Source organism: Ruegeria sp. CH2, from assembly GCF_056537065.1.
In genome coordinates this window covers 1-1,671 of record NZ_JBQFQV010000048.1, presented here as the reverse complement: position 1 = coordinate 1,671, position 1,671 = coordinate 1, and the positions used below count along the sequence as shown (strand labels likewise).

General features: G+C 61.3%; 1 protein-coding gene. It reads left to right on the top strand.

The features are described 5' to 3' along the window. Positions 1-94 precede the first annotated feature (94 nt). The gene (locus ACR0M9_RS21055; protein ID WP_480774601.1) at positions 95-1,450 is read left to right on the top strand and encodes an IS1380 family transposase; all 1,356 of its coding nucleotides are present in this window, start codon (positions 95-97) and stop codon (positions 1,448-1,450) included. The last annotated feature ends 221 nt before the right edge of the window (positions 1,451-1,671 follow it).

Here is a 1,671-nt window from a genome sequence, read left to right as displayed (position 1 = left end):
CCCACATTCCCCAAGTAATCCGCTGATTTTGCTGTTCTGAATGAGATATTTTGCTTATAAAACATGGTGTTGAAGGCTGCGAGGGGCACGTTTTATGGATCACCCAGAGGGTGCGGGCTTGCAGCGGGCAGATCGGGTCGATTTCGACCGCCGTGTGCGGGTGGAGTTCCGGGGAGCGCAGATCAGTTCGGACGGCGGCTTGCTGGTGATGCGGGAGCTTGATGACGCGCTCGGGTTGTCCGATCTGGCGGCAACAGCACTACGCGACACCCGACGCGGTAAGAACACGGTCCACCGCCTTGACGGGTTGTTCCGGCAATCGGTGTTCGGGCGGCTGGCGGGATACGAGGATGTCAACGATGCCGACCGTCTCGCTCTTGATCCGGTCATGCGCCAGGTCGTGGGTGGCCGTGCTGTCGGTGCACAAGCGGCCTCAGCCTCACAGATGGGGCGGTTCGAGACCGAGATGCTGGCCTTACCCGAGAACCAGGAGGCGCTGGCCGACCTGAACGGGCAATGGATCGACCGGTTTCATGACCGCAATGGTCTGAAGTACATCGTGCTGGATATGGACAGTTCGGTCAGCCCCACCCATGGCGATCAGGAGGGCGCGGCTTGGAACGGGCATTTCGACTGTACCTGCTATCACCCGAACTTTCTTTTCAACCAGTTCGGCATGCTGGAACGCTGCGCCCTGCGCCATGGCAATGTCCACAGCGCTGATGGCTGGCGGGATGTTCTCGACCCCGTCATTGCGCGCTACGAGGGGCGCGACCTTGGCGGCCGGTTCTTCCGAGCTGATGCCGCCTACGCAATCCCGGCGATCTATGAGCGGCTGGAAGAAGCCCGGTTTTTCTACGCCATCCGGCTGCCCGCCAACAATGTATTGCGCGAGAACATCGCGCATCGGCTGACGCGGCCCGTCGGGCGACCTTCGCTGACCAAGGTCAAACGGTTCTTCGAGGACTTCCAGTATCAGGCGGCGTCATGGGACAAGCCGCGCCGTGTGGTCGCCAAGATCGAATGGCATCCGGGCGAGCTGTTCCCCAAAGTCGGTTACATCGTCACCAACATGCCCACGGATACGGACTGGATCGTGCGGTTCTACAACCAGCGCGGCACTGCCGAGCAGCACATCAAGGAAGGGAAGTATGCCTTTCGCTGGACGCGGCTGTCATGCCGGAAGTTCCGTGACAACGAAGTGCGGCTGCAACTCCACGCGTTGGCCTACAACCTGGCCACCTTCCTGCGCTGCATCGAGCTGCCCGAAGCCATGGCCGAGTGGTCATTGACCAGCCTGCAACTGAAGCTGATCAAGATCGGCGCCCGCGTCGTCCGCCACGCCCGCGCCACCACCTTCCAACTGGCAGAGGTGGCGGTCACCGGCTCGATGGTGCGCGCCATCCTCACCACCATACGCCGATTGCGAGCACCTCCATTATGCGCATGACCACGATCCACACCCAAACTGAACGAAAGCGGCAGGACAGGTCTGTCGGCTGCGCTGAAAAACATCGCCTCCGAGCCAGAACACGGCGGTTTCGTGGTCTGACCCGCCCAGTTTCCGCAGCCTGCGCAACCGCAGACGCCGGTCGGGGCAAAAAAAGCTTGTCCGGTGAGCAGAGTAAGGCGATCTTCACGTCAGACGGCATGCCACTTGGGGAATGTCGG